The organism is Paenarthrobacter sp. NPDC091711, assembly GCF_044756605.1.
Taxonomy (GTDB): Bacteria; Actinomycetota; Actinomycetes; order Actinomycetales; family Micrococcaceae; genus Arthrobacter.
The window spans coordinates 18854-39771 of sequence record NZ_JBIVTF010000011.1 but is presented as its reverse complement, the minus strand read 5'-3'; the positions used below and the strand labels follow the sequence as shown (position 1 = coordinate 39771).

Below are 20918 nucleotides of genomic sequence, written 5' to 3'. Positions count from 1 at the left end.
AAATCTACGGCGCGGAGGGCTTTCCTGTCAGGGGGCTTGCCTGAACAATAATGTTCTTCCCCCAAAGATCGGCCGCATAGCAAGTGATCAGAATGAGCCTGCCCGGCACGATGTCCCAGATCCTGCTGTCCCGCAACGTCGCTTTGTACTCAGTGGTCACCTCGTCCACCACGAACTCCAGCCTCCCCTCGGCAGTGGTGACGCTCAACAGATCACCCGCTTTCGCACGGGCGCTGATGTTGTTGAAAGGAGAGTTGCCACCTTCCAGGCTGTGTCCCACAACATAGGTGGTGTTCGTTGAACCTTCGCCGGGCATGCCGTAGGGGCTAAGCCAATAGGCGTCCGGGGTGTGGGGCGGAACGATCGAATTCAGCGACAGCTCCTGCGGGCTCGGCGTCAAAGGCAGTATGCCCTGGTCAAGCCCCACCGCGCCATAACTGATGTGCAGCGGAGGAGCGCCAGCCCCCGCAGCAGCTACCTCACCCGGGACTTGGTATTGCGGCGCCGGCTCCGACTCCGACTCCGTGGGTACGGCCGAGGGACTCCTTGGCAGCGGGGAGTCCGCGGTGCTTGCTGCCGGCCGGGGTGCTGCCGCAACGGCTGCGGGACGGGAGTTACTGGACGTTTCCTGCGGTGACCACCATCCCGGAAACCCCACAGACAGCAGGACCGCGGCGAGGAGGGCCGCGAGCGCCACCCCACCCCACCGCTGCCCTGCTAGCCTCGCCGGAACAAGACTGCCGCGATGCCGCCTCCGCTGAACAGCGTGGCGCCGCACGGTATTACTCCTTCTGGCTTCCCCTGCGCCCGGTCATCAGCAGCCGCGTTGCAAGGAAGACCATGCCCGCCCCACCGAGACCCACAAAGAGAGTTCCGAGCATGGACGTTGGATTCGTGGCGCCTGTACGGGACAAAGCGACGGCGGTGTCCACGTTCGCGCCTTGGTTCCTGCCCGTTCCGGCCAAGGGCACTGACTGATTCGTGGCAGTGGCTGTCGCGGTCGCCGTCGTCGTCTCGGTCGGCGTGACCGTAGCAGTCGCCGTCGTCGTCTCCGTCGGCGTAACCGTAGCAGTCGCCGTCGTCGTCTCCGTCGTCGTCTCGGTCGGCGTGACCGTTGCAGTCGCCGTCGTCGTCTCCGTTGGCGTGACTGTTGCAGTCGCCGTCGTCGTCTCGGTCGGCGTCACCGTAGCGGTCGCCGTCGTCGTCTCCGTCGGCGTCACCGTAGCGGTCGCCGTCGTCGTCTCGGTGGGTGTGGCCGTCTCGGTTGGAGTGGCGGTCGCCGTTGCGGTTCCCGTGCCAGGGGGCGCCGAGGTGGGGGGTGTCGTGTTGCAGGCCGGTGTGGTCACCACGTTGGTATCGAGGGAGACCTGCCCGTTTCGGGCCAGGAGCCGACCCTCAACCACAGCGTTGGTTTGAGCGGTGATGGACGTCAGGGCGAGGATGCTTCCCTTGAAACTTGAGGCTGTGCCCAGGGTGGCTGAGCTGCCCACTTGCCAGAACACGTTGCAGGCTTGGGCGCCGTTGATGAAGACGATGCTGCTGGCTGAGGCCGTAATCAGGGTCGACGCGACTTGGAAGACGAAGACAGAGCCGGGGTTGCCTTGACCATCCAGCGTGAGCTGCCCGCTAAGCGCCAAGGAGGACGTGGATTTGTAGACGCCCTCAACAAGCGTCCGGCCCACCAGATCTCCGGAGACGCTGGTTGTGAGTGGCTGCCCCGCGGCATTGTTGTAGGCGATGGTCAGGTCAGACTGAGCCTGCAGTGCCACCGCATCAGCTGCATGGGTGGTTCCAGCGGCGATGCCCGGCGGAAATCCCGTGATGGCCGTGCCTGGGCTCAGGCCGAGGTCTCCTTGGAGGGTAGTTGGCCCTGTGTTGGTCACGGTTGTGGCGGCGAGGACGGAGTAGGACGTCGCCGTACCCAAGTTGACCGGTGTGGCTGCGAACGCAGGCGACTGTTGCAGCATGATGGCGCCTGCAAGGAGAAGAACTCCAGAGGCAGCCCCCACTGACACGGTGGTGCGGCGACGGCCCGATCCCGTCGATGGTGTTCGTGGATTTCTTCGCGCAGAGCTATGGTGCATGGCAGTTCCTTCCCCCGGCGGGGCAAGCGCCCCAAAGCAACTGCCCAACAGGATGCGGGGGAGCTATACAGCGGACTGTACGCCCGCAAGTACTGCCTGCCTAGGGCAGAATCCGGCCAAAATGAGGGCGGCCGTATGCGCAGGAACCCGGCTTACAGGGCCCAAAATTGCATCGCCCCAGTTCAGACCATCAGGGTGCTGACTAATTGATGCAAAGGCGCCTGCCTAAAAATAAAGATAAATTTATCCACGTTCCCGACAAACATCGGCACGTCCGGGCTGGCGGGGCCTAAACAGCGGTTGTCGGCGCCTTGCCTTCATCGCCATGCTGATTGCGTGCCGCAGCGAGCCGAAGTTCATCGAGTCGATTCATCAGAGGCGCAGTAGTGGCCCCGTGCACCACAATGGACAGCGTCACCACCAAAGCGATCAAGGCCCAAAGCTCGCGCGCCTCGGCGTCGAAGTTTCCGTGTGTCAGCGCGTAGCCCACGTAATAGAGCGAGCCGATCCCGCGGATACCGAAGTAGGAGATGGCCAGCCGCTCCCGCGGGCCGGTTTTCCCGCCCATCAACCCGAGCCATCCAGACAAAGGCCGGACCAGCAGGATGAAAACCAGGGCCACCAACAGCTCCGTCCACCCGATCCCTTCCAGGAGTCCGCGGGCTATGGCCCCACCAAGGAGCACCAGGATCACTACAGTCATTAGGCGCTCGAGCTGCTCTACGTAGCCGTGAAGAACCTGGTGATACGAGTGGTGGCGCTCAGCGGAACGGATTGTCACCGCGCAGATGAAGACTGCAACGAACCCGTACCCTTCCACCATCTCGGCCACCCCATACGCCAGGAAAGTGGCAGCGAGCGCCACGAAACCCTCGGAGTGGTCCGACAACCTGAAACTCTTACGCTTGGCCGCAAAGAAGATCAGGCTGAGGAGTTTGCCGGTTCCGAAACCGAGCAGAACGCCAACAGCTATTCGCCACACAACATCCAGGCCAACCCATTCCCCCACCCAGGCACTCGGAGATGCTCCCACGAGGCTGATGAGAATGGCCAAGTACACAAACGGGAAGGCAAGGCCATCATTCAAGCCTGCCTCGGAGGTTAAAGCGAAGCGGACCTCGTCCTCGTCCGGGTCCTCTTCGGCATCTGCAGGTCGTCCCACCTGGACTTCGGAGGCCAGCACCGGATCCGTGGGGGCAATCGCAGCGGCCACCAGGATGGCAGCAGCAAGGCCCAGCCCCAGCACCCACAGTCCGAGCAAGGTCATCACCAGGATGCACAAAGGCATGACGATTCCGAGCAGACGCCAGGTGGTGGACCAGCCACGCCAACGGAACGGCCTATCCAGGGCCAGCCCGGCTCCCATGAGGGAAATGATGACGCACACTTCGGTCAGGTGCGTCGCGAAATCCGCGTGCAGGACAGGGTCCGGGTCCGGCAAGTCAGGAAGCAGGGTGAAGGCCAGAATTCCGCTGCCCAGGAAGACCATGGGCATGGAGAGCGGCGTATGGCGCAACAATTTCGGCAGGACTGCGGCGGCCAGTACCGCGAAGCCAGCCGAGAGGAACAAGATGCTGGGGACTTCAAACACGAATAGTCTTCTTCCTGACGAGCCTGACGGCGCGTGGTAGACGTAGTCCGCCGCACATTACAGGATAAAAGCTAAGACTACTTATCACCCCCTGCCCTGAGCACACCCCTGCCGTCGCGCGTTGACGTAGCGCACGTCACGTCCTATGATTTATGAATCGATTCAAGATGTAACCTTCCTCACGCTGAATAACCACTTTGTTCAGTCCTGGATGGGAAGAGTTCTTGTTCCTTGCCAACGACGCCAGAGGAGTACAGCGACGTGACAGTCACGCACCGGAGGGACCTCAGCACCTCTCCCGAACCCACCACGGGACGGAAAGATCCGAAGAAGGCCGCCATGAGCGGGTGGATCGGAAGCGCGCTGGAATACTACGACTTCGCCCTGTATTCGCTGGCGGCAACACTCCTGTTTCCCACCATCTTCTTCCCCACGGAGAATCCCACCGTCGGCATCATCGCCTCACTGGCCACCTACGCCGTGGGATACGTTTCCCGGCCGCTCGGCGCCGTGATCCTGGGCGCCTACGGTGACAGGCACGGGCGCAAGAAGGTGCTCGTTTTCGCGATGCTGCTCATGGGCTTCGCTACTTTCGCCGTCGGCCTCCTACCCACTTACGGACAGGTGGGCCTCCTGGCCCCCGTCCTTCTGGTGATCCTGCGTCTGATCCAAGGATTCGCCGTCGCCGGTGAACTCGGTGGCGCCAGTGCGATGATCGTGGAGCACTCCCCCGACGCGAAGCGCGGCTTCTTCGCCAGCTTCAGCCTGCAGGGTACGCAGGTGGGATCCATTCTCGCCACAGCGGTACTGATTCCGCTCGCCGCCCTCCTCCCTGACGAGCAGTTCCACTCGTGGGGTTGGCGTTTGCCGTTCCTGCTCAGCGCCGTGGTGATCATCGCAGGCTACGTCATCCGCCGCCGAGTTGAAGAGCCTCCCGCCTACCTGGCCCAGTCCGAGGACACCACCGCCAAACGACGCTTCCCCTTGGTTGACCTCCTGCGCACCCACCCCTGGGTTCTGGTCCGCTGCGTCATCATGACCTTCACCAACGTCATTGGCATGGCCACCCTCATCTTCGGCGTCTCCTTCGCCACCCAAAAGGGTTACGGCATCGGATTCTCCAGCAGCGAGTTCCTCTGGGTGACCATGGCAGCCAACGTGGCCGCAGTGCTGACCATCCCGCTGTTCGGCGCCCTTTCGGACAAGATTGGCCGGCGTTCCCTGATGGTTGCCGGTGGCATTGCCGGTGGTTTGCTGACCATGGGATACCTGTGGGCGATCGAACAGCGCAGCCTGGCCCTGGTGTTCGTCTGCGTCGTGATCGTTCAGGGCATCCTCTTCCAGATGTGGAACGCCACCTTTGCCACGTTCTTCCAGGAGCAGTTCCCCATGCGGATGAGGGTCACCGGCTTCGCGGTCTCCCAAAACATCGGGCTTATGATCGCTTCCTTCTTCCCCAGCCTGTTCACGGCGATCGCTCCCCCGGGCTCAGCCAACATCCCCCTGGTCATCGGCCTGACCACGCTCGGCATCTGCCTCGTCGCAGCCGTAGCAACCCTCCTGTCCTCGGACACCAGGGGCAAATCGCTCGAGGACCTCGAAACCCGCTAGCGCCCCGCCCGCTGAATCGCCGAAATCGCCGGAAAGCTGCCAGATCGATGGCAACCTTCCGGCGATTTCGCACGGGTCCCGCGATCTCGCGCGTCCCGGGTGATCTCGCAGTTAGTCGTTGACCAGCTCAGCCTTCTCACTGACCGGCGCCACGGCATCCCGCACCTTTTTGCCGCGGGCATATCCCACGAATCCCAGGGCCAGGATGCAGCCAAGGGTGCCGAGTGCGAAGGCTTCGAACGTGAACTGCGAGACGCCCCACGTCGCCTCGAAGTTGTACGGCAAGCCGAAGAGCACATCCAGTGTGCCCGGGAAAATGGCTACCCAGGAACCGATAAGGATCCACGCGAAGCAGATGTACCCGAGGATGCGGAAACCTGCATCGGAGACCGGCACCTTGAAGGGGCGGTCAACCTGGGGATACTTGCTCCGGAGCTTCACCGCTGCCGGGATTGCCATCAGGTAGCTGAGCAGGAACGTGGAGATCGCAATGGAGAGAACCACTCCGAACAGTGCGCTGCTGGTGCCGCTGAGCTGCATGGCCGCGAGCATGAACAGCGTGGCCACCACGCCGGAGAGCGTATTGACGCGAATAGGCGTGCCCAGCTTGGGGTGGAAGCGGCCGAAGAATCCTCCGAAGAAGGAGCCGTCCGCCGCAGCCATGGCCTGCATGCGGTCGCTGATGATCATCCATGCAGCACCTTGCGAGACCAGGATGAAGCAGAAGACCACAGCGGACGCCGACAACATGATCTCAGCAGCAGGACCAAAGACTGTGTAGACGGTGGCGATTGCCCCGAACAGCCCGCCGATTCCGGTGATCTGGTCCAGCGGTACCACCAGGAGGATGGCAAGGATGGGAAGCAGGTAGCTCGCGGCGGCGATCATGGAGGACCGGGCTACCGAAATGGGAACGTCCTTGGCCGGGTTCTTCATTTCGCCGGCGGCGCTGTTTCCGGACTCGAAACCAAGGAAGGAGAATAGCAGAAGCGGAGTGACGCCCAGGAAACCGGCAAGCGTTGGCGAGAAGAAGCCCAGGTCCAGGCCGTTGAATCCGTGCTGCAGCCCGTAAATCATAGTGACAATGATGAAGAAGGTCAGGAACGCCACCTTGAGGATGGCACCCAGCGAGGGCAGCCATTTGCCGTGCTTCAAGCTGATGATTGCGGACGTCACCGTGATCCAGATGAAGAGCAGCTTGAACAGATAATCAACCGGGCTGCCCGCGTCCACGTGGCCCACATACTCGGACCACGTCTCCACTGCGACGAAGGCCATGGCGCCACCCACCCAGACTGGCTGGGTCACCCAAGTGAAAAGGGACGTGATGGCTGCGACCACCCTGCCGAACGCCATCTTCGTCCACACGTAGACGCCGCCTTCTTCGGTGAAAGCCCCGCCGGTCTCGGCAAAAATGAGCCCATAAGGAACCATGAACGTGACGGCCAGGATGAGCGTCCAGGTGAAGGTCTCCCCGCCGAAGCCGGAGACTTGGCCCAGGACCTCCACTGAGATGACGGCTGCAACTACCAACAACAGAATGTCGAAGCGGCCCAGGGATTTTTGCAGATGCTTGCTTTGCTCTTGTGCGAGTCGCGTTGAGGCTACTGGGTGATCCATGATCGATCCTTTGCTACTGCTTAAGTTTGCTACTGAGCAGGAAGGGTGGGAAGGGAAGGTGTCTTGACGACTGGTGCGAAAGGGAGGGACGGGCGGACCCGCGTCTACGTTGACGTGGCGGCTCCGGTCCACTGTGAGACCCAGCGTAGGCGCGTGAGTTGCATCACGTAAACCATGGAATAACGATGCACATCAACGGATTTTCAGATGCCCATGATCAGCCGAACTGGATCCACGTAGTCTTCGTCGCGGTGTAATTATCGAAGGCGTGCAGGGAGAGGTCGCGGCCGAATCCGGACTGCTTGAAGCCTCCGAACGGGGTGGTATTCCCCAGCGCATCCACCGTATTGACCGAGACCGTTCCGGCAAGCAGCTCCCCCGCTACCCGATGGCCGCGGGACAGGTTGGACGTCCACACGGACGCGGCCAATCCGTAATCTGTGGCATTGGCCAAACGCACCGCTTCTTCCTCCGAGTCGAAAGCGTGCAGCACAGCCACCGGTCCAAAAATCTCGTCCCGGTGGACGTCGTGATCCGGCCCAAGCCCGCCCAGCAAGGTGGGTTCAAGATAGGCGTCGGAGCCCCGGATTTCGCGCCGCTCACCGCCGAAAAGCACCTCACCTTCGGCGCGGCCGCGCCGAATCCAGCCTTCGACGTCGTTCGCGTGGGCGCTGCTGATCAGGGCACCGTTGCCCTCCAAGCCAGCCAAAGGATCCGCGGGGCGATAGCCCGACGCCGCGTCTGCAAGCAGGGCAGCGAATTCGTCATGGATGTCCCGTTGAACCAGGATCCGGGAGTTCGCCGAGCAGACTTGCCCCTGGTTGTAGAAGGCCCCAAAGGCGGCTTTGGCGGCCGCTTCACGCAGGTCTGACGTATCAGCAAAGATGATGTTGGAACTCTTGCCGCCCGCTTCGAGGCTTAGCCGCTTGAGGTTGCTGCGCCCCGAGGCTTCCAGGAGGGTCCGGGAAACGGCCGTGGAGCCCGTGAAGGCCAGCGCATCAACGTCCATGTGGTTTGCCAAAGCCGCGCCCACTTCGCGGCCCGTGCCGGTCATGATGTTCAGAACACCATCCGGGAGACCCGCTTCAGCGGCCAACTCGGCGAGGCGCAGCACACTCAACGAGGTCTGTTCGGCGGGCTTGAGCACCACAGTGTTGCCGGAGGCGAGCGCTGGAGCCAGTTTCCACACCGCGATTTCCAGCGGGAAGTTCCAGGGAACGATCGCCGCCACCACCCCCAGCGGCTCGCGTGTCACCAACGCTGTTGCTCCAGGCGGAACTGCTGGCAATTCCCCGTTCTGCTTGTCCGCCGCTTCCGCGTACCAACGCAGCGTGGAGATGGCACCGGGCACATCCACTGTTGTGCTCTGGAGTATTGGTTTTCCGCTGTCCAGCGTCTCCAGGAGAGCCAGTTCATCAGCATGCTGCTCCATCAGGGCAGCCAAGGACAGCAGCAGCTCCTTCCGCTTCTCGGCCCCGCATCGCGCCCACGCAGGAAAGGCGCGCCTTGCGGCTGTGACTGCGCGATCAACATCAGCGGCCGTGCAAGCAGCCAGCTCAGCAAGGACACGGCCGTCAATCGGGCTGATCGTGGGACGGGTAAGGCCGGTGCCGGCCGCTACCCGGCGGCCATCGACAAAGGCCCTGCCATCTACGGCCAGGGCATCGGCACGGCCGTGCCAGTCGAGGGAGAGCGTGGTGGACGTGGTGTTCATGGTGACTCCTGAGGTGGGTTTCTAGTTTCGGGGTGGTGTTTGGGTGCGGGCCATGCGCAGAGCCGCCGAAGCAGCAATGAGGCAAAGAAGTTCAACGCCAATGAGCGTGAGCATGGATGTTTGGTGGTCCGCCGTGATTGAGCTGTGGATGAGGCCGTGGTGGCCGCCGGCGGTTCCCGACAGGCCGGCAGTTCCCGACAGGCTGCCAGGTCCGAGCAGGAGGACCAGATGGATGAGGATCATGGCTGCACTCATGGCCAGGAGGTGTCCCGCAGCGCGTGGCGCAGCCTGCCGGGCACAGGGCCGCAGTCTTCGCGCGGGGAATCCCACCATGGGAGCGATGCAGCTCAGGCACGCAGCACCCATGGCCGCCATCCACCAAGCCATCGCACCCGCCGGCCCACTGACGGCTACCACAACGTGGGCTACAGCACTGCCCGCGGCGGCCATGCTGACAAGGCCCGCGCTGACAAGACCCAAGCCGACAACGCCGGCGGTATCGGGCGTGCTGGTGCCGCGCCGCCAGGGTGGGCGGGGTTGTTGGTTCATGATTCTCCTGGCTGCCGGCGATGTTTGGTCCGGGACTTTACGCCGGCCTGTGAGGTGGGTAACATCAAAGCGTTGGTTGAACAGTTGTACCATCAAAAATCGACTTCAGGAAGTGCCATGACCCTTCAGACCACCCCCTCGGCCGCAACGATGCAGGCTCCGCTGGGGCAGCATCCGCTTGAGCAGCTCTCGGCACGGGAAATTCAACAGGCCCGCCGGATTCTGGCAGAGGCTGGCCTCGTCGCCGAAACCACCCGCTTCGCTTACCTGGGGCTGATCGAGCCACCCAAAGCCACCCTCCAGGGAGATGCTGTAGACGCCCCCCGCCTGGTCCGGGCAATGCTCTGGGACGCCGCGCGGTCACTTTCCCTGGATGTCAGGCTGTCCCTGACCACTGGCCTGGTGCTGGAAAGGCGGGAACTGAACCCGCAGATCGATGGCCAATTGCCGGTCCTGCTTGAGGAATTCGGGATCATCGAGGACATCCTGGCGGCAGATCCACAGTGGATTGCAGCTCTGGCCAGCCGCGGCCTGACCTCGGCGCAGGTCCGCGTCGCTCCCCTGTCCGCGGGCGTCTTCGAGTACGGGAATGAGGAAGGCAAACGACTGCTTCGCGGCCTCGGATTCCGCCAGGACCACCCCGCAGACCACCCCTGGGCCCACCCGATCGACGGGTTGGTGGCTTTTGTTGACGTGGAAAACCGACGCGTCAATCACCTGATCGACGACGGACCGGTTCCAGTCCCGGAAGTCAACGGCAATTACACGGACCCGGCAATTCACGGCGAACTCCGCACGGACCTGAAACCCATAGAAATCACCCAGCCCCAAGGGCCCAGCTTTACGCTGGAGGGCAATCACCTCTCATGGGCCGGCTGGGACCTGCGAGTAGGCTTCGATGCCCGTGAAGGTTTAGTGCTCCACCAACTCCACCACTCGCACCAGGGGCGGCGCCGCCCGGTGGTTCACCGCGCGTCCATCTCCGAAATGGTGGTCCCCTACGGTGACCCGTCCCCCTATCGCAGTTGGCAGAACTACTTCGATTCCGGCGAGTACCTGGTGGGCCGGGATGCCAACTCCCTCAAGCTTGGTTGCGACTGCCTGGGCGACATCACCTACATGTCCCCTGTGGTGGCCGATGACTTCGGCAACCCGCGGACCATTGAGAACGGCATCTGCATCCACGAGGAAGACGCTGGAATCCTGTGGAAGCACACGGATGAGTGGGCCGGCTCCAACGAGGTCCGGCGCAACCGCAGGCTGGTTGTCTCCTTCTTCACCACTGTGGGTAACTACGATTACGGCTTCTACTGGTACCTCTACTTGGACGGCACCATCGAGTTTGAAGCGAAAGCCACGGGCATCGTGTTCACGGCAGCGCTTCCGGACAAGGACTACGCCTACGCCTCGGAGATCGCCCCGGGCCTTGGCGCCCCTTATCACCAGCACCTGTTCAGCGCCCGGCTGGACATGATGATCGACGGCGACACGAACCGGGTTGAGGAACTGGACCTGGTGCGCCTGCCCAAAGGGCCCGGAAACCCGCACGGTAATGCCTTCACGCAGAAGCGCACGGCGTTGACCCGTGAATCGGAAGCAGTTCGCGACGCCGATGGCACCAAGGGAAGGGTGTGGCACATCAGCAACCCGGACTCGCTGAACCACCTCGGCCACCCTGTGGGCTACACCCTCTACCCGGAGGGCAACCCCACCTTGGCCATGGCCGATGATTCCTCCATCGCTTCACGGGCCGCCTTTGCCAAGCACCACCTGTGGGTCACGCAGCACGACGAGGACGAACTTTACGCCGCCGGCAACTTCGTCAACCAGCACCCGGGAGGTGCCGGGCTTCCCAGCTACGTGGCTCAGGACCGCGACCTCGATGGCCAGGACCTCGTGGTGTGGCATTCGTTTGGCCTGACCCACTTCCCCCGTCCCGAGGACTGGCCCATCATGCCCGTTGACACCACCGGGTTCACGCTGAAGCCCCACGGCTTCTTCGATCAGAACCCCACCCTGAATGTGCCTTCCTCTACCACCGGGCACTGCGCACCTGCGGAGCAAAACGGCGGCTCCTGCGGACACTAACGGTTTTATCCGCACTGCGGGAGCGCGCCCCGGCGTTCCCGCAGTGGTAGGGTGCTCACGGTCCCGCCATGGCCACCCGCCCGATATGAAGGAGCAGCATGCCCCGCTTGGTTGATCACGAGGAACGCCGGCGTTCCATCATGGAGACCACGTGGCGCCTGATTGCGGAGCAGGGCATCGAGAACGCCAGCATGCGGGACATCGCCAGGGAATGCGGTTACGCGGCACCGGGCGTGCTGGCACACTACTTCCCCAACAAGGACGCCCTGCTGCTGGCGTCCTATGAGTTGATCTGCGAACGCACCAACCAGCGCATTGCGGCTGGCACGGCCGGCCGTCGTGGTCTGTCCGCCCTTCGCAGTTTGTGCCTGGAAATCATCCCGGCCGATCCCCTCACCGTGGTGGAAGCCCGCGTGGCGGTTTCCTTCTGGCAGCGCGCGCAGACGGAAAACGCGCTGCGCACCGTCGGCCGGCAAGCCCTGCTGCACTGGCGTGGCCTGGTGATGGGCTTCCTGGCCCAAGCAGAGCACGACGGCGAATGCGAACCTTTGGTGGACCCGGATGCGGTTGCCGATGAGCTGCTGAACATCATGATGGGCCTTCACGTGACCTCCATGCTGGATCCGGATGCGGTCACTGGGTCCCGGCAACGGCATTTGGTGGAGCGTGCACTTGCGCGGCTTGCCGTCACTGTATGACCCCATCAAACAGACAATTCACCCCCGTACGCGAGGGTGAATTGTCTGTTTGATGGTGTGTGTCTACGTGTGCGCCACGCCCTGCGTTGCCCGGGCTGGGGTTCCCGGCGATTGCAGGTCTTCCGCGTCCTCGCTCAGAAGGTCCTTGCCTTTGCTTTCCTTCATGCTCAGCACGGCAGCCAATCCAATCAGGCCTACCAGGATCAGGTAGAAGGCGGGCATCATGTCGTTTCCGGTCTGGGCAATCAGCCAGGTCAGGACGTACGGGACGGTTCCGGCGAAGATGGCCGCAGTGACGCTGTAGGCGATGGAGAGCCCGGTCTGCCGCGTGCGGGTGGGGAAGAGCTCGGCAGCCGCGGCCGCATGAACACCCAGGATGAGGGCCAGGATGACTCCCAGTCCGATGGTGCTGACGATTCCGGCCCAGGCTGTACCCGTTTGCATGATGAGGAACAAGGGATAGGCCAGCACCACTAGTGAAACGGCGGCAGTGATCAGGAGCGGCTTCCTGCCGATTCTGTCTGACAACGCACCCACAAACGGTACGAGAATCAGGCCGGCCACGGACGCTGCCGTGGAGAGCAGCGCGGCTGTTCCGGCGTCGAAACCCAATACTTTTTCCTGATAGGTCAGGAGGTAGACGAGGACCACGTAGAAGGTCACGTGCATCATGATTTCCAGGCCACTCATCTGCAGCAGCTGCTTCCGGTGCTTGGTGAAGACTTCCTTGACGGGGCTCTGCGGGACGTTGCCCAGCTCCTCCAGCGAACGGAATTCCGGGGTGTCTTCAATCTTGGACCGGATGTAGAAGCCGATGACCCCCAGGGGAACCGCGATCAGGAAGGGGATGCGCCAGCCGCCGTCAGCGATTGCTTGGGCGTCCATGGCGCTGGAGAGCACGAAGACCACCAGCGAGGCCGCCAGGAAACCGAGGAGGCTTCCGAATTCAAGCCAGCTGACGCCGAATCCACGGTGTTTCCTGGGTGAGTACTCGGCCAGGAAGGCGGCCGCGCTTCCGAACTCACCACCGGCCGCGAGGCCTTGAACCACTCTGGCAGCCACAAGGAGGATAGGGGCCCACAGGCCGATTGCGTCGTAGGTGGGCAGGAGGCCCACCACCAGCGTGGCACCACTCATGGAGAGAATCACGATTGACAGTGTCTTCTTGCGGCCGATCCTGTCGCCGAGCGTTCCGAAGACCAACGCGCCCAGGGGACGGACGCCAAAGCTGATGGCGAAGACGGCGAAGACTGACAGCAGTGCTGCTGTGCTGTCCTGTTGGGGGAAGAAGACTACGGCGATGGTGGAAGCGAGGTAGGCGTAGATGGCCCACTCGAACCAGTGGACAAAGACGCCGATGGAGCCGGCGGCGACGCTGGTGCGCAAACCCTTTCGGCTGATCTGCCCGTCGATGTTATTGGTGTTCACAGTTCCTCCTGGAGGAAGGGATCCACATGACGTGGATCACGCCCGTTTGCTGGTTTTACCCATCTTCAGGCGGTGGAATGTGATCTGTCTAATAGATTTTTAACACCAAGTGCATCTGCTGAGCAGATGATTAGGGCAGAGTGCGTTAGCTTCGAGCCGCGCGTGCAGCAACAATCTGATGCCGCACCGCCTGCGCTACCGCCCGCACCCTCGCCGTGGGGCGGTGGGACTTCAGGTGCGCCAGGACCGTCTTCAATTCCGGCACGTCATCACGGATTTCGACGGCGGCCAGCTTGCCGCCGTCGTAGGTCAACTGGTGCTGAGGCCTCTGATGAAGGATGGAATAACCGAGGCCCCGGGCCACAAAAGTACGCACCGTTTCATAGCTGGCCGAACGGAACCTGACGTCCGGTTCCTGGCCGCCCAGCCTGGCGATGGACAGCATGAGGTCGCGGGTGTGAGGCAAGTCCAGCAGCACAAATGGTTCACCGCCCAACGCGGACAGGTGGACGGTTTTTGAACCGGCCAATTTGTGGTCCGGAGGAAGTGCCACATAGGGCCTCACGGTATCCGCTACCGAACTGGCTATGGCCTCGGGCAGGTCCAGGTCGTAGCACAACGCCACATCGGCCTGCCCGCTGAGCAAGGCGCTGATGCAGCCTGACGTGTCGGTTTCGATGACTTCCGCCTCGAGTGCGGGATGGTCTTCCCGCAGTTTTGTCAGCACGCCGGGAAGCAGGAACGGGGCAAGGGTGCTGAAGCAGGCAATACGAATACGCCCGGAGACGCTTTGGTGTTCTCCGCGCGCGTGGTCAATGCTTTCCTCAACCTGCGCAAGGATGGCTTGGGCGTCCCTGACGAACAGCTCGCCGGCCGGCGTGAGCACCAGCCCCTTGGAGCGCTGCCTGATAAAGAACTGAGTTCCAACGTGCCGCTCCAACTGGGCGATCGCCGCGGAGACAGCTGACTGGGCCACATTGAGGCGAACGGCAGCGCCGGTCATGGACAGCTGCGCCGCCGCTTCCACGAAATAGCGCAACTGCGTAAGGGTCACATCCATGGGACGAGAATACACTCTGGATCGGAAAAGTCGATGCAATCGTTCTAAAAGAACTGTTGGACAGATTTACTGCAGCGCACGAAGCTGAAGGATACGAGCACCCGTCTAACAGGACTGAAAGGCAAGCTGCGATCATGAAGCACCAGCGCATCCGCACGTTCAATACCAAAGAGACCTATCCGGAACAGAACCTGGACAACGATCTGTGCCAGGCCGTGGTGGCCAACGGCGTGGTTTACCTTCGCGGCCAGATCGGACAGGACCTTGAAACGCGCGAGTCTGTAGGCATCGGCGACGTCGAAGCCCAGACCGAAAAGGCGATGGCCAACATTGACATGTTGCTCAAGGAAGCGGGCAGCAGCCTTGAAGACATCGTCAAGGTCACCGTGTACCTGATTGATCCCCGGTACCGCGAGACCGTCTACCGCACCATGGGCCGCTGGCTCAAAGGCGTATTCCCCGTCTCCACCGGCATTGTGGTTCAGGCGTTGGCACGTCCGGAATGGCTCGTGGAAATTGACGCCACTGCCGTGCTCTCGACGGAAGGCCAGCAGTGACATTCAGCATCGCAGCCACCGACGGCAGCGGCAGGTTCGGCATCGCCGTTTCTTCTTCATCTCCTGCGGTCGCTGCCCGCTGCGCACACCTGCGTGACGGGGTCGGCGCCGTCAGCTCCCAAAACATCACCGATCCTCGGCTGGGAACAGCGTTGCTCGACCGCCTGCAGGCGGGCTATTCCGCACGAGAGGCGATTGACGCCGTCGTGCAGGAGTCCCGTGCGGTGGACTACCGGCAATTGGTGGTCCTGGACGCACACGGTGGATCCGCCGTGTTCAGCGGCACGCATACCCTTGGCGTGTTCGGCGAGGGCCGGGGCGCGAACAGCGTGGCCGCCGGCAACATGCTTGCGCATCCGGGTGTTGTCCAAGTTCTCTGTGACGCCTTTGAAGCCAGCACCGGGGAGTTGGAAGTCCGCCTCATGGCTGCGCTTCGAGCCGCCATTGCAGCCGGCGGCGAAGCCGGACCCGTGCGATCGGCCGGACTTTCGGTAGTGTCCGGGCACGGCTGGAGGGACACTGACCTGCGCGTGGACTGGCACGATCAACCGATCGAGGAACTGGGGAAGCTCCTGGACGTGTGGCTCCCGCAGCGGCAGGACTACGTGATTCGCGGCTTGGACCCCGCGTCGTCAGTGGGTTATGGGGTGGCGGGCGATGAGCGCTGAAGCGACGACCGCTGCCAACCCGGCCGTGCAGCGCCAGCGGGTCTTGGCATCCGTTGACGCACAAAAGCCCCACCTGATCCAGCTCTCCGAAACACTCCATGCCAACCCGGAACTTGGCTGGCAGGAACACCGCGCCGCTGGCTGGACCGCCGAGTACCTGTCTACGCACGGCTTCGAGGTGGAAAGGGAGTATTTGGGCTTTCCCACCGCGATCCGCGCCGTCTACGGAACGGGTTCCCGCCGCATCGGGCTCATGGCCGAGTACGACGCCCTTCCAGGTCTCGGCCATGCGTGCGGCCACAACATCATCACGGCCATTTCCTGCGGTGCCGCGGTGGTCTTGGCACAATTTGCTGAAGAACATGACCTCACCGTGGAACTGTACGGAACCCCCGCCGAAGAAGGCGGCGGCGGAAAGATCGAGCTCCTCAAAAAAGGTGCGTTTCAAGGCCTGGACCTGGCCATGATGGCGCACCCGAGTCCGGTTGATTCGGCAGAAGCACGCCCCTACGCAGTTGCCCATAACCACGTGGAATACAGGGGAAAATCGGCCCATGCCGCTGCGTATCCGGACCAGGGCGTCAACGCCAATGACGCCTTCATTGTTGCCCAGGTGGCGTTGGGCCTTCTCCGCCAACAGCTGCCTCCCGGTACCCGGGTCCACGGGATCCAGACGCGCGGGGGCGAAGCGCCCAACGCTATTCCGGAGAAGACCGAGGGCCGCTGGTATGTCCGCGCCGAATCACTTGCGCTGTTGGGCGAGTTGGAGGAGCGTGTTCAGCGATGCTTCGAAGCCGGGGCTTTGGCATCCGGCTGCGAGTTGTCCGTGACTCCGGAATCGGAGCCGTACTCGGAGTTCCGCACGGACTCGCGGGCTCTTGAGCTGTACGTGCACCATGCGCAGGCCCTGGGACGCGACTTCAACGCACCCCCGGAGCAAGCCACCATGAACAGGGCGTCAACAGACATGGGCAATGTGTCCCAAGTGGTTCCGGCCATCCACCCCTACATAGGTCTCGGCTGCTTCCCGGCGGCCAACCACCAACCCGAGTTCGCCGCGCACTGCGTCGGCGACGCCGCCAACCTTGCCATTCACGACGGCGCAGCCGCCTTGGCACTCACGGCGCTGGACTACCTGGCAACCTAGCCAGCCAGTCCGGCGTCGTGAGCTTTTCCAGGAACAGGACCATGACAGAAAACCTGACTTCACCCTGCCCGAAAGTACGGCGGGAGCAGGACAGCCTCGGGGCCGCGGACGTTCCCGAGGCTTCTTACTGGGGTATCAGCACGCACAGAGCCGTGGACAACTTCCCCGTCAGCGGACGAACAATCGGCACCCTGCGCTCCCTCATCTGGAGCTTGGGTGCCGTGAAGTACTCAGCGGCACGAGCAAACGAAAGCCTGGGCCTTCTGCCTCCGGACAAGTCGGCAGCCATCCAAAGAGCCTCCTTGGAGGTCATGGATGGTCGCCTTGATGACCAGTTCGTGGTGGATACCATCCAAGGCGGCGCGGGAACCAGCACCAACATGAACGCCAACGAGGTCATTGCCAACCGCGCGCTGGAACTGATGGGTCACCGCAAAGGCGACTATGCGGCAATGCACCCCATTGATGACGTGAACCGCAGCCAGTCCACCAATGACGTCTACCCCACCGCCATCAAGATCGCCCTGCAACGGGAAATAACTGCGTTCTGCGAGGAACACGACCGTCTCATCCAGGCCTTTGATGCCAAGGCCACGGAGTTCGCCGGAATCATCAAAGTGGGCCGCACCCAACTACAGGACGCCGTGCCCATGTCCATGGGACAAGAGTTCGGGGCGTTCGCGGACACCCTCCGTGAAGACGGCCTGAGGCTCCTTGAACTACTTCCGCATTTGCGGGAATCCAACCTTGGAGCCACCGCCATCGGAACCGGCATCACCGCTTCTCCCGGGTACCGGGAAGCTGTGATCAGCGAGCTCAGCGGCATCACCGGCCTGCAGCTAACCTCCGCGACCAACCTGGTGGAGGCCACCAGCGATACAGGCGTCTTCATGCTCGTGTCCGGAGTATTGAAGAGGGCTGCAGTGAAGCTTTCCAAGATCTGCAACGATCTCCGCTTACTCTCCTCCGGCCCTCAGACGGGATTTGGCGAGATCCTCCTGCCAGCAGTGCAGGCAGGCTCCTCCATCATGCCAGGGAAGGTCAACCCGGTCATCCCGGAAATGGTCAACCAGGTTGCCTTCCGGGTGATCGGCGCGGATGCCACCGTGACCATGGCCGTGGAGGCAGGGCAGCTCCAGCTCAATGCCTTCGAACCGGTCATTGCCGACGCCTTGCTCGAATCGATCGCTTGGCTCAAAGTCGCCTGCCGTCAACTCCGGACGCACTGCGTGGACGGCATCACGGCCAATACGCAGATGCTGCAGCAACGGATGCTCGAATCCATCAGCGTGGTCACCGGGTTGGCGCCCCTGATCGGATACGCCGCCGCTGCCGAATTGGCCAAGGAAGCTCTCGCCTCCCATCGCGGCATCGCGGAACTGGTCATTGAGCGCGGACTGCTCGAACCGCAGAAGATGGAAGCGGCCCTTTCCGCCACGTCGCTGGCGGGGCTCGGCTGAAGTCACCAAACCGCAAGGCCCGACGTCGGCACTCACTCAAGTGCCGACGTCGGGCCTTATTTCGTGCGGTAACCAAAGCCGGAAGCAGTGCACAGCAAAAGGGGACCACGCCTGCTGGCGTGGTCCCCTTCTTTCGGCTGCGGCGTTAGACGGCTCCGCTCGCCACCAGCGCATCCTGCTCATTGTGGATCAGGTAGCTCCGCTGGATGGTGATCTGGTCCGCAACGTACTTTGCGTCGTGCCAGACGCCCCAGATGAAGCTGGATCCACGGCGTGACTGCCAGGGCAGTCCCAGGAAGTACACGCCGGGCTCGGTGGAAACGCCGCGTTGCTGCAGCGGCTTTCCCTTGGAATCGAAGGCATCCACCTGCAGCCAGTTGTAGTCCACTGCGAAGCCTGTTGCCCACACGATGGACGTGATACCAGCCTCGGCGAGGTCGAGTTCACGGATGGGGTTGGTGAGGCTCTCCGGGTCCGGCCTGAGGAAGCGGGCTTCGGGTTCCTCAGGCAAGTCCAGGCCATTGCGTTCAACGTACGCGTCTGCCTCGTCGAGCAACTCCAAGTAGTGGGCATCGCCGTTCGCGATGTTGCTCCGGAGATCGTCCGCGAACCGCATGACGCCGTCCTGGAACTCCATGGTCCGTCCCACCAGTTTGATCCCGTCCTCGGCAAGTGCGCGGAAATCAACGGTGTGGCCGCCGCCTGCCCCGCTCACCGCGATGGTCACGTGTTCGGCGCCCAATGCCGGAGTGGAGGCGTCCCACTTGCCAAGCACTCCCAGCCACCAGCAGAAGTCCCGGCCACGGTAGTTCCGCGGGGGCCGGTCGTGAGGGCCAACAGAGAGGTATACCTGCCGGCCCGAGCGCTGGATTTCCGCGGCGATTTGCACGCCGGAGGAACCTGCCCCCACCACCAGGACCGCGCCTTGGGGCAGTTGGCCCGGGTTGCGGTACGAGCTTGAGTGCATCTGCGGCAGGCTGGCAGTTTCGGGCACGACGGCGGGGATCACCGGCCGCTGGAACGGACCGGTAGCGGCAACGACGTAGCGTGCGTTGTAGTCGCCGTCGGATGTTTGCACGTGGAAGCCCGGCGCACCGACGTTTCTGCGCACGGACCTTACCTCCACACCGCAACGGATGGGCGCGCCGATCTTCTCGGCATACGCCACGAAGTAGTCGGCTACCTGCTCTTTGGAGGGGAACGACCCGGGCTCGATGCCGGTGAATTCCAGGCCCGGGAAACGGTCGTGCCAGGCAGGCCCGTTGGCAACCAGGGAATCCCACCTCATGGAACGCCACCGCTCGGCGATTCGGTGGCGTTCCAGGACGATGTGGGGAATTCCCCGCTCGCTCAGGTGCTCGCTCATCGCTACTCCGGCCTGGCCTGCGCCTACGATGAGGACCTCAACCTCTTGGCTTGACATGTGATCTCCTATGTGGCGAATGGTCACAGCGCACTGGCTGCTGCGGCCTTATTCTGTGACGGTTAATTCATTCTCACGTGCACAAAGTGCATCTGCATAGCGAATAAAACAGCACAAGCACATCGGAAATTGTGATTATGACCCTGTGACTCACACAGCTCTGTGGCACCATGACTTACAGCTTGCAAAACCCCATCGGGTACCTCAGATCAGCAAGGAGAACGTGACGTGAACACGCCCATCAAGATCGCTGTGACTGGCGCGGCCGGCCAGATCGGCTACAGCCTCCTCTTCCGGATCGCCAGTGGAGCCCTCTTTGGCGCCGATACTCCGGTCCAACTCCGGCTCCTGGAAATCACCCCCGCATTGAAGGCACTGGAAGGTGTGGTGATGGAGCTGGATGACTGCGCCTTTCCCACGCTCGACTCGGTGGAAATCGGCGATGACGCCGACCATATTTTCGACGGCGTCAATCTCGCCTTACTCGTCGGCGCCCGTCCCCGCACCAAAGGCATGGAACGCGGCGACCTGCTCAGTGCCAATGGTGCTATTTTCACGGCGCAAGGACAGGCCCTGAACCGGGTGGCAGCCGATGACGTCCGCATCGGTGTGACGGGCAATCCGGCCAACACCAACGCCCTGATTGCGCTGAGTAACGCTCCGGACATCCCCGCCGCGCGATTCAGCGCCCTGACCCGGCTGGATCACAACCGCGCCATGGGACAGCTTGCTCGGAAGACCCACGCCAAGGTGGGTGATATCCGCAAAATGACTGTCTGGGGAAATCACTCCGCAACACAGTATCCGGACATTTACAACGCCGAGATCGCCGGCAGAAACGCGGCCGAGGTGGTGAACGATCAGGACTGGATTGAGAACGACTTCATCCCCACGGTTGCCCGGCGAGGTGCAGCGATCATCGATGCCCGGGGTGCGTCCTCCGCGGCATCGGCAGCGTCGGCAACCATTGATGCAGCCCGCGACTGGCTTCTGGGCACCCCGGAGGACGATTGGGTGTCGATGGCCGTTGCCTCCGACGGATCATATGGGGTTCCCGAAGGTCTCATCTACTCATACCCGGTGACCACCTCGGGCGGAGACTGGGAAATCGTTCAAGGACTGGAAGTGAACGACTTCAGCCGCAGGATGATGGACGCGACGGCCGCTGAGCTTTTGGACGAGCGAGCTGCCGTGGCTGAACTCGGCTTGATCTGAAGTCC

17 protein-coding genes are annotated in these 20918 nt (G+C 62.6%); 8 read left to right on the top strand and 9 right to left on the bottom strand.

Annotation, left to right across the window (positions count from 1 at the left end; translation table 11 throughout):
* Window positions 1-4: 4 nt before the first annotated feature.
* From ACIQH5_RS16030 to ACIQH5_RS16020, 3 genes are all read right to left on the bottom strand, one after another.
* Window positions 5-697, bottom strand: a complete 693-nt coding sequence (locus ACIQH5_RS16030; RefSeq protein WP_400405127.1) for a class F sortase — start codon at window positions 695-697, stop codon at window positions 5-7.
* A gap of 85 nt (window positions 698-782) precedes the next feature.
* Window positions 783-2084: an ice-binding family protein gene (locus ACIQH5_RS16025; RefSeq protein WP_400405125.1), complete on the bottom strand. Its 1302-nt coding sequence runs from the start codon at window positions 2082-2084 to the stop codon at window positions 783-785.
* Window positions 2085-2373: 289 nt separating this feature from the next.
* Entirely contained in the window at window positions 2374-3675 is a 1302-nt protein-coding gene (locus ACIQH5_RS16020; RefSeq protein WP_400405122.1) for a cation:proton antiporter, read from the bottom strand.
* A 261-nt stretch (window positions 3676-3936) separates the two neighbouring features.
* On the opposite strand from ACIQH5_RS16020, the gene ACIQH5_RS16015 reads away from it, so the two are divergent.
* Complete coding sequence (locus ACIQH5_RS16015) at window positions 3937-5286, top strand: MFS transporter (RefSeq protein WP_400405119.1); 1350 nt, start codon at window positions 3937-3939, stop codon at window positions 5284-5286.
* A 111-nt stretch (window positions 5287-5397) separates the two neighbouring features.
* Here ACIQH5_RS16015 and ACIQH5_RS16010 read toward each other — a convergent pair whose 3' ends face one another.
* The 3 genes from ACIQH5_RS16010 to ACIQH5_RS16000 form a co-directional block, all read right to left on the bottom strand.
* On the bottom strand, window positions 5398-6906 hold the full coding sequence (locus ACIQH5_RS16010) for an APC family permease (protein WP_400405117.1): 1509 nt from the start codon (window positions 6904-6906) through the stop codon (window positions 5398-5400).
* 217 nt (window positions 6907-7123) lie between these two features.
* The gene (locus ACIQH5_RS16005) at window positions 7124-8620 is read right to left on the bottom strand and encodes an aldehyde dehydrogenase (RefSeq protein ID WP_400405115.1); all 1497 of its coding nucleotides are present in this window, start codon (window positions 8618-8620) and stop codon (window positions 7124-7126) included.
* Between the two features lie 21 nt (window positions 8621-8641).
* Window positions 8642-9169 carry a hypothetical protein gene (locus ACIQH5_RS16000; RefSeq protein WP_400405114.1) on the bottom strand — a complete coding sequence of 176 codons (528 nt, stop codon included), beginning with the start codon at window positions 9167-9169 and terminating at the stop codon, window positions 8642-8644.
* A 117-nt stretch (window positions 9170-9286) separates the two neighbouring features.
* Here ACIQH5_RS16000 and ACIQH5_RS15995 point away from each other — a divergent pair, with 117 nt between their 5' ends.
* Together ACIQH5_RS15995 and ACIQH5_RS15990 are read left to right on the top strand one after the other, a co-directional pair.
* Window positions 9287-11257: a primary-amine oxidase gene (locus ACIQH5_RS15995; protein ID WP_400405112.1), complete on the top strand. Its 1971-nt coding sequence runs from the start codon at window positions 9287-9289 to the stop codon at window positions 11255-11257.
* A gap of 98 nt (window positions 11258-11355) precedes the next feature.
* Window positions 11356-11955: a TetR/AcrR family transcriptional regulator gene (locus ACIQH5_RS15990; RefSeq protein ID WP_400405110.1), complete on the top strand. Its 600-nt coding sequence runs from the start codon at window positions 11356-11358 to the stop codon at window positions 11953-11955.
* Window positions 11956-12018: 63 nt separating this feature from the next.
* On the opposite strand, the gene ACIQH5_RS15985 is transcribed toward ACIQH5_RS15990, so the two are convergent.
* The gene (locus tag ACIQH5_RS15985) at window positions 12019-13383 is read right to left on the bottom strand and encodes an MFS transporter (RefSeq protein WP_400405109.1); all 1365 of its coding nucleotides are present in this window, start codon (window positions 13381-13383) and stop codon (window positions 12019-12021) included.
* A 145-nt stretch (window positions 13384-13528) separates the two neighbouring features.
* The gene (locus tag ACIQH5_RS15980; protein ID WP_400405107.1) at window positions 13529-14443 is read right to left on the bottom strand and encodes a LysR substrate-binding domain-containing protein; all 915 of its coding nucleotides are present in this window, start codon (window positions 14441-14443) and stop codon (window positions 13529-13531) included.
* A 134-nt stretch (window positions 14444-14577) separates the two neighbouring features.
* Between ACIQH5_RS15980 and ACIQH5_RS15975 the strand changes: the two genes are divergently transcribed.
* From ACIQH5_RS15975 to ACIQH5_RS15960, 4 genes are read left to right on the top strand one after another with little or no spacing between them, the layout of a single operon-like run.
* Window positions 14578-15000 (top strand): RidA family protein, encoded by a 423-nt coding sequence (locus tag ACIQH5_RS15975; RefSeq protein ID WP_105694094.1) that lies wholly within the window; start codon window positions 14578-14580, stop codon window positions 14998-15000.
* Window positions 14997-15668 (top strand): DUF1028 domain-containing protein, encoded by a 672-nt coding sequence (locus tag ACIQH5_RS15970; RefSeq protein ID WP_400405106.1) that lies wholly within the window; start codon window positions 14997-14999, stop codon window positions 15666-15668. Before ACIQH5_RS15975 ends, ACIQH5_RS15970 begins: the two co-directional genes overlap by 4 nt.
* Window positions 15658-16815, top strand: coding sequence for a M20 family metallopeptidase (locus ACIQH5_RS15965; protein ID WP_400405105.1), 1158 nt, complete (start codon window positions 15658-15660; stop codon window positions 16813-16815). Before ACIQH5_RS15970 ends, ACIQH5_RS15965 begins: the two co-directional genes overlap by 11 nt.
* 41 nt (window positions 16816-16856) lie before the next feature.
* Complete coding sequence (locus ACIQH5_RS15960) at window positions 16857-18275, top strand: aspartate ammonia-lyase (protein ID WP_400405102.1); 1419 nt, start codon at window positions 16857-16859, stop codon at window positions 18273-18275.
* Between the two features lie 145 nt (window positions 18276-18420).
* Here ACIQH5_RS15960 and ACIQH5_RS15955 read toward each other — a convergent pair whose 3' ends face one another.
* Window positions 18421-19698, bottom strand: a complete 1278-nt coding sequence (locus ACIQH5_RS15955; protein ID WP_400405101.1) for a flavin-containing monooxygenase — start codon at window positions 19696-19698, stop codon at window positions 18421-18423.
* A 228-nt stretch (window positions 19699-19926) separates the two neighbouring features.
* Between ACIQH5_RS15955 and ACIQH5_RS15950 the strand changes: the two genes are divergently transcribed.
* The gene (locus ACIQH5_RS15950) at window positions 19927-20913 is read left to right on the top strand and encodes a malate dehydrogenase (protein ID WP_400405100.1); all 987 of its coding nucleotides are present in this window, start codon (window positions 19927-19929) and stop codon (window positions 20911-20913) included.
* The last annotated feature ends 5 nt before the right edge of the window (window positions 20914-20918 follow it).